This window comes from Paludisphaera rhizosphaerae (assembly GCF_011065895.1).
In the GTDB taxonomy this organism is placed as follows: domain Bacteria; phylum Planctomycetota; class Planctomycetia; order Isosphaerales; family Isosphaeraceae; genus Paludisphaera; species Paludisphaera rhizosphaerae.
In genome coordinates, this window is record NZ_JAALCR010000040.1 from 39,051 (window position 1) to 45,050 (window position 6,000).

Annotated in this window: 5 protein-coding genes; 2 read left to right on the forward strand and 3 right to left on the reverse strand. The window is 68.4% G+C overall.

Features of this window, described 5'->3' with window-relative positions; genetic code table 11:
- Positions 1 to 25: 25 nt before the first annotated feature.
- From G5C50_RS29030 to G5C50_RS29040, 3 genes are read right to left on the reverse strand one after another with little or no spacing between them, the layout of a single operon-like run.
- Positions 26 to 520 (reverse strand): hypothetical protein, encoded by a 495-nt coding sequence (locus tag G5C50_RS29030; protein ID WP_165074767.1) that lies wholly within the window; start codon positions 518 to 520, stop codon positions 26 to 28.
- Between the two features lie 46 nt (positions 521 to 566).
- Positions 567 to 1,439: a PDZ domain-containing protein gene (locus G5C50_RS29035; RefSeq protein ID WP_165074769.1), complete on the reverse strand. Its 873-nt coding sequence runs from the start codon at positions 1,437 to 1,439 to the stop codon at positions 567 to 569.
- A gap of 1 nt (position 1,440) precedes the next feature.
- Positions 1,441 to 2,340 carry a PDZ domain-containing protein gene (locus tag G5C50_RS29040; protein ID WP_165074771.1) on the reverse strand — a complete coding sequence of 300 codons (900 nt, stop codon included), beginning with the start codon at positions 2,338 to 2,340 and terminating at the stop codon, positions 1,441 to 1,443.
- Between the two features lie 557 nt (positions 2,341 to 2,897).
- Here G5C50_RS29040 and G5C50_RS29045 point away from each other — a divergent pair.
- Both G5C50_RS29045 and G5C50_RS29050 read left to right on the forward strand, forming a co-directional pair.
- On the forward strand, positions 2,898 to 3,995 hold the full coding sequence (locus tag G5C50_RS29045; protein WP_165074773.1) for an alpha/beta hydrolase family protein: 1,098 nt from the start codon (positions 2,898 to 2,900) through the stop codon (positions 3,993 to 3,995).
- 339 nt (positions 3,996 to 4,334) lie between these two features.
- Positions 4,335 to 5,714, forward strand: a complete 1,380-nt coding sequence (locus G5C50_RS29050) for a hypothetical protein (RefSeq protein ID WP_206107905.1) — start codon at positions 4,335 to 4,337, stop codon at positions 5,712 to 5,714.
- The last annotated feature ends 286 nt before the right edge of the window (positions 5,715 to 6,000 follow it).

Genomic DNA, 6,000 nt, shown 5'->3' on the forward strand with positions numbered 1-6,000 from the left:
TGACACCCGCCGCCGCGAATCGCGATCAGGGGTTCTTCAGATCAGGGTATTCCAGGATGACGAGCTTGTGCTGCTGTTCGTCGTAGCCGTACTTCTGGTAGTGCGGGAGCAGGGGCAGGGAGATGTTGTTGGGCTTGATGATGCCTTCCATGAACTCGTTGTAGTCCTTGGGGAGGCGGTCGTTCTCGGCCTGATAGAGGTTCATCGCGTGCTGGATCTTGAGGATGGACGTCTGGCCGATCATGGTGACGTAGGCGTTGCCCTGGAGGGTGATCGGGTCCTTGGCGGTGATCTTGGGCTTCTCGATCACGTTGGCCCCCTGCGCGACCTCGGGCTCGATCTTTTTGATCTCGCTGGTGCGCTCGCCGACGATGAACTTGGGCTCCGGCTTCTCGGCAGGGGCGTGGGCGACGGCGTTCTTCTTGCCGCCGGCCTTGGTGACGTGCCGGGGTTCTTCGCAGCCGGCGAGGATCGTCAAGAAGGCCGCGGCCAGGCCGAGACTCAGGATGCGCGGGGACATGGGCGGGTTCTCCGGGGTTCGTGCGGATCGGTTCGCGGGCTTCGCTTCAGGCCCCGTCGGCGGGGCGGACGGTGAACGTGAGGGACTGGCCGTCGCGCTCGACGACGACCGCCGCGGGTCGGCCGGGTTCGACGGTCGCGGCGGCGGCGTAGACGTCGTCGGGGCTGGTCGTCCAGCGCTCGTCCAGGGAGGCGAGGACGTCGCCGGCGATCAGGCCCGCCTGCGCCGCGGGGGAGTCGGGGACGACCGATTCGACGCGGACGCCCTTGCCGCCGGGCTCGGCCTTCCCCAGCCGGAGGCCCCACAGGCCGGCCGGCGCCAGGACGCGGCGCTTCGCCACCTTCGGCCCGGCGATCTTGTCGGGGAGGTCCTTCATGAGGTCGCGGACCTCGAACTCCACCGGGGCGAAGGTCATCTCATCCTTCTGGTAGTCGATCGTCGTCCGATAGCGGGCGAAGAACGTGAAGCCGATGATGCCGTCGATCGGCTCGCCCAGGACGTCGCTGAGCACCCCGAGCGCGGGGTGGTCGAAGACGACGACCGGGAGCTTCTCCGCCGTCAGCGAGCCGACCTGAAGCTTGTCGACGACGGCCTCGCCGCGCATCGAGAACAAAAACGACTTCGGCGCCTTGGCGTCGACCGCGCCGGAGCCCTCGGCGGCCTTGTTGCTCAGGAGCGTGATCGGCGCGCCAAGGTCGAAGATCAGCCGATAGGGCCCCTTGCCGTTGAGCATGGCCCGGAGGACCATGTGGTTCGACGGCAGCATCGTAAACCGCGCCCGGGCCGGCTCGACGTCCTTCGGCGCCTGGGCGGTCGCCGGCCCCAGCCAGAACGCCGCCCCCGCCAACCCAGCGACGGCCAGGACGAGCAGCGGGCGCAACCGAGAACTGAGAACCGAGAACTGAGAACTGTTGAACATATTACAGCCCCTCCCCGGCCTTGAGCTTGAACGATTTCTCGTCGCCGCCGCGTTTGACGGTCAGCTCGACGTCTCGGTTGCGGCGGAGGCTCGCCAGGGCTTCGCGCGCTCCCTTGACGCCATCGACGGGCTTGCCGTCGATCCTCAGCACGACGTCGCCGGCGAGGATCCCGGCGGCGCCGGCCGGTGAGTCGGGCAGGACGCGTCGGATCGCGACGGCCTTGGAGGCGTCTTCGGACCACTCCACGCCGAGGAACCCGCGCGGCTCCAGCTTCTCCTCGGGCTGCTTGCCGATGAACAGGGCCAGGCCCTTGGCCAGGGGCCCGAGCGCGCCCATGACCTGCATTTCCAGCGGCGGGTTCTTGCGGGCGTCGTCGTCGGGGACGGGCGGGTCGGCGGGAACGAAGTCCAGGCGGGTCCAGGTCATGCGGTCCTGGGTCAGGTCGATCTCCAGCTTGAACCGGGCGAGGATCGTGAACCCGAGGATCCCGTCGATCGAAGCCCCCGGCAGCCCCAGCGCGTTCATGCCGACGAGCTGGAACGGGTCTTCCACGCGGCCCTTGACGTGCTCCAGCTTCGCGCCCCCTTCGATCTCCAGGCTCTCGATGGGCGTCCAGAAGCCTTTCTCGGGGGCCTTCAGGCCGATCTTCGCGGCCGTCTCGGTCGCGACGTAGAGCGCGGGGGCGCCGCTGTCGACGAGGAAGTTGAACGGCCCCTTGCCGTTGATCCGGACGCGGACGAGAAAGTGGTTCGTATCGGTGAGTCGATAGGGAACGCGGAACGCCCGGCCGATCTGCGGGTCCTTCCCCGCGCCGACCTTCTCCTGAGCCTGCGTCGCGATCCCGGCCGCGATCGCGACCAGGCCGAACGCCGCGGCGACGCCGACGAGCTTGTGGATCATTGAGTCGTCCGTTCCCGAGCGAGATGCGATACATGCCGACGACCGAGAGGATTCCCAGACACTTTCAGCTTAGACGTCCACCCTCGCCGTGGGAAGGGGAAGCATGCAGGCTCGGACGCCGGTAAACTCGAGCGGCCTCTCCGCGTCCGAAGTCCCCTCTCCCCCCGGGAGAGGGTGGCCCGAAGGGCCGGGTGAGGGTCGTCGGAGCGCAGAGGGCACATTGGATCGATCCGGAACCTAACGGCTTTCCTCCCTCGCGGGGGAAGGTGGCCGCTCAGGAGTTGTCAGTTGCCGGTTTCTAGAGAGGATCGTGAGTCTTTACGCCTGAGAACTGAGAACCGGAAACTGAGAACTCCTTGGCGGTCGTCCCCCTCATCGGATCGCTTCGCGATCTGTCTTCCCCCGCGAGGGGGGAAGACCGTGCTTCGCCATCGCTCTGCCCGAAGCGCGACGACCCTCATCCGCCGCTGCGCGGCACCTTCTCCCGGGGGGAGAAGGGACTTTGAACGCGGCCGAGGACCGTGTCGACCAAGTCTCCTTCGTACCCAGGTCATCCCATGCCCACCCCTCGAATCCTGGCGTCCTCGTTCGCGCTCCTCGTCGTGCTCGCCGCCGCCGCGCCGAGGCTCCCGCGCGAGAACCTCCTCGTCTACCGCGCGGCCGATGGTTCGCCCGCGCCTGTCCGCTCGGTGGACGACTGGCTGAAACGGCGCGGGGAGATCGTCCGGGGCGTCGAGTCGATCATGGGGAGGCTGCCGGGGCCGGAGAAGCGCTCGGCGCTGGACGTCACAGTGCTGGAGGAGGTCGACTGCGGGAGCTACGTCCGGCGCAAGATCACCTACACGTCGGAGCCCGGCTCGCAGGTCCCGGCCTATCTGCTGGTTCCGAAGAAGCTGCTCGGAGGGCAGGGGGGGAAGGCGCCGGCGATCCTCTGCCTGCACGGGACGGACAACGTCACCGGCGCGGGGACCGTGGTGGGGGTCGGCGGCAAGCCTAACCGCCAGTACGCCAGCGAGCTGGCCGAGCGCGGCTATGTGACGCTCGCCCCCAACTACCCGCTGCTGGCCGAATATCAGCCCGACGTGGCGAAGCTCGGCTGGCAGAGCGGCACGTTGAAGGCCGTGTGGGACAACATCCGCGGAATCGACCTGCTGACCTCGCTGCCGTACGTCCGGGCCGAGGCCATCGGCGCGATCGGCCATTCCCTCGGCGGCCACAACGCGGTCTACACGGCGTTCTTCGACGATCGGGTCAAGGCGATCGTCACCAGTTGCGGGCTCGACTCATTCCTCGACTACAAGGGGGCCGACCCCGCGAACTGGTACCCTGAGAAGGGCTGGTGCCAGACCCGCTACATGCGGAAGCTCGCCGACTACCGCGGCCGGCTGGAGGAGATCCCCTTCGACTTCTACGAACTGGTGGCCGCCCTCGCGCCGAGGACGACCCTGATCGTCGCCCCACTGCACGACGCCAACTTCCAGCACGACAGCGTCGACCGCATCGTCGCCGCCTCCCGCCCGGTCTTCGCCCTCTACAACGCCGCCGACCGCCTGAAGGTCGAACACCCCGACTGTCCCCACGACTTCCCCGAAGCCATGCGACAGGAAGCCTACGCCCTCTTCGACCACGAGTTCGGCCGTCCGGCCACGCCGTGAAAGTGGGACGACCGCACGTCGAGCGCGTCCGAAAACGGTCTTCCCCCGCGAGGGGGGAAGGCCGTGAGCGTCCGGATCCAGGGTGTTGCGCGTTCGGTACGATCTCCGAACCCCCACGATCTCGGGCGGTCGCATTGGATCAAATTAACAAATATCGTCGCGTGTTCCGTCTGAACTTCAGTCGATTTCGACAATCCGATTTTTCCGGTTTTTCGCGTCGCCCGGATTGCTCTGTCGACGATGGATAAACGGAAATCCGTTCCGCGCCAGGCGACGACGTGGCAGGAGCCCGTGTCGTCCACCCAGGACTTCGACGAAAGGATTCACGAGATGTCCCACATGCACGACCAGTCCGCGACCTCCCGCGCGGATCGCCCGGCGCGACGGCTCCGTCGGTCGACCTCTCCCGTTCTGACGACCCTGGAAGACCGTCGGCTGATGACGGCCGGGGTCGCGACGACGACCGCGGCAACGACGGCGGCGGCGATCGACCCGACCGCGACGACGTCCGCCGCGCCGTTGGTCGCCCCGGCGCGGATGTCGACGATGATCGCCCCCGCCGGCGACTCGTCCTCGTTCTACGACCCGACGCAGACCGACGACTGGATCTACTCCGGCTCCGACGCCCAGTTCGGCCCGACCGGAAACATCGTCCTGTACGGCGGCGGCAGCGCCTGGCCGACGACCTGGTCCGGCCCGTCCGCGACCGACGTCTCGCCCGAACAGGCGAAGCTCGACGCGGCGTTCGCCAAGCAGTCGGCCGACATGCAGGCGATCCAGGACAAGTCCCAGGTCACGCCCGCGCTGCTGGCCTCGCTCCGCGCGGCCCGCTCGACCGTCGCCGACCAGGCCGGCGCTCCGGACGCGACCCTGCTGAAGACGTTCCAGGCCGACGCCCAGACGGTGCAGACCTCCGGGACGTTCACCGACGCCCAGAAGCAGCAGCTTCAGAGCGAGTACACCGCCGTCCTGAAGAGCGCAGGCGTTTCCGACGCCGCGATCACCGCCCTGTTCGCCGCCCAGGACGCCGTGAAGACGGCCGGCGGCGTCACGGCGGCGGACGTCGCGACCCTCGCCGCCGACCAGCAGGCCGTCCAGACGCTCATGGACGCCATGCCAAAGGACGCCGTTACCTACTCCGCCGCATCCGACGCCTTCCGGTCCAACGCCGCCGGCTCGCCGATGACGACGATGATGATGACGCCCCCCGGCGCGGCGGCCATGAGCACGACCGCAACCGCAGCCACAACCGCCCCGGGCGGGACCGGCGCCGTGGCCACGACCGCCGTTCCTTCGACCGCGGTCACCACGGACGTCTCCCTCGCCTCGACGACCACGGTTGCCCCCACAACCACGGCCACGACCACCTCGGCCAATATCGATCCCGCCCAGCTCGCCGCCGCCAGGGCCGCGGCCGTCGGCGCGATCCCGGTGGGCGTGCGCGTGCAGAGGGCGGGGAACAGCTACCTCTCGACGACGACCACGGTCGGTCTGCCGAACTACCACTCGACGTCGTCCGTCACCCCGCTCGCCGGCGCCGTCAAGCGGCTCTCGGCCCGGGCGCTGAACAACGCCCAGAGCACGACGACCTCCTCCGGCGCCCGCCGCGGGATCGGCGTCCGCACTCTCAACTCGGGCACGGCCACGGCCACAGCCGTCCCGGCCATCCGCCAGCGCCTCGCCTTCGCCGGTTCCATGCGGCAGGCGCGGACCTCCTAATTCAGCGCACGCGGCTCACGTGAACCGCCCAACTCGCACGATCCGAAGCCGGCGAACCGCCCGGCCTCGGATCGTGCCATTTCGAAGACCGACCGCACAGCGGTCAATCTCGGGCAGACGACGGATTTCAGATCGAGTGTTGCGAAGGGGCGCAAACGGTCTTCCCCCCTGGAGGGGGAAGACAGACCGCGCAGCGGTCAGATGAGGGGGACGACCGGCATCGGACAATAGATCCGATGACCGCTCCAGCTCCAGCGCCGATCCCCCCTCATCCGGCCCTGCGGGC

Coding starts and splice junctions, on each gene's coding strand:
- G5C50_RS29030 (WP_165074767.1), bottom strand. CDS start 520: ATGTCCCCGCGCATCCTGAGTCTCGGCCTGGCCGCGGCCTTCTTGACG.
- G5C50_RS29050 (WP_206107905.1), top strand. CDS start 4,335: ATGCACGACCAGTCCGCGACCTCCCGCGCGGATCGCCCGGCGCGACGG.
- G5C50_RS29040 (WP_165074771.1), bottom strand. CDS start 2,340: ATGATCCACAAGCTCGTCGGCGTCGCCGCGGCGTTCGGCCTGGTCGCG.
- G5C50_RS29045 (WP_165074773.1), top strand. CDS start 2,898: ATGCCCACCCCTCGAATCCTGGCGTCCTCGTTCGCGCTCCTCGTCGTG.
- G5C50_RS29035 (WP_165074769.1), bottom strand. CDS start 1,439: ATGTTCAACAGTTCTCAGTTCTCGGTTCTCAGTTCTCGGTTGCGCCCG.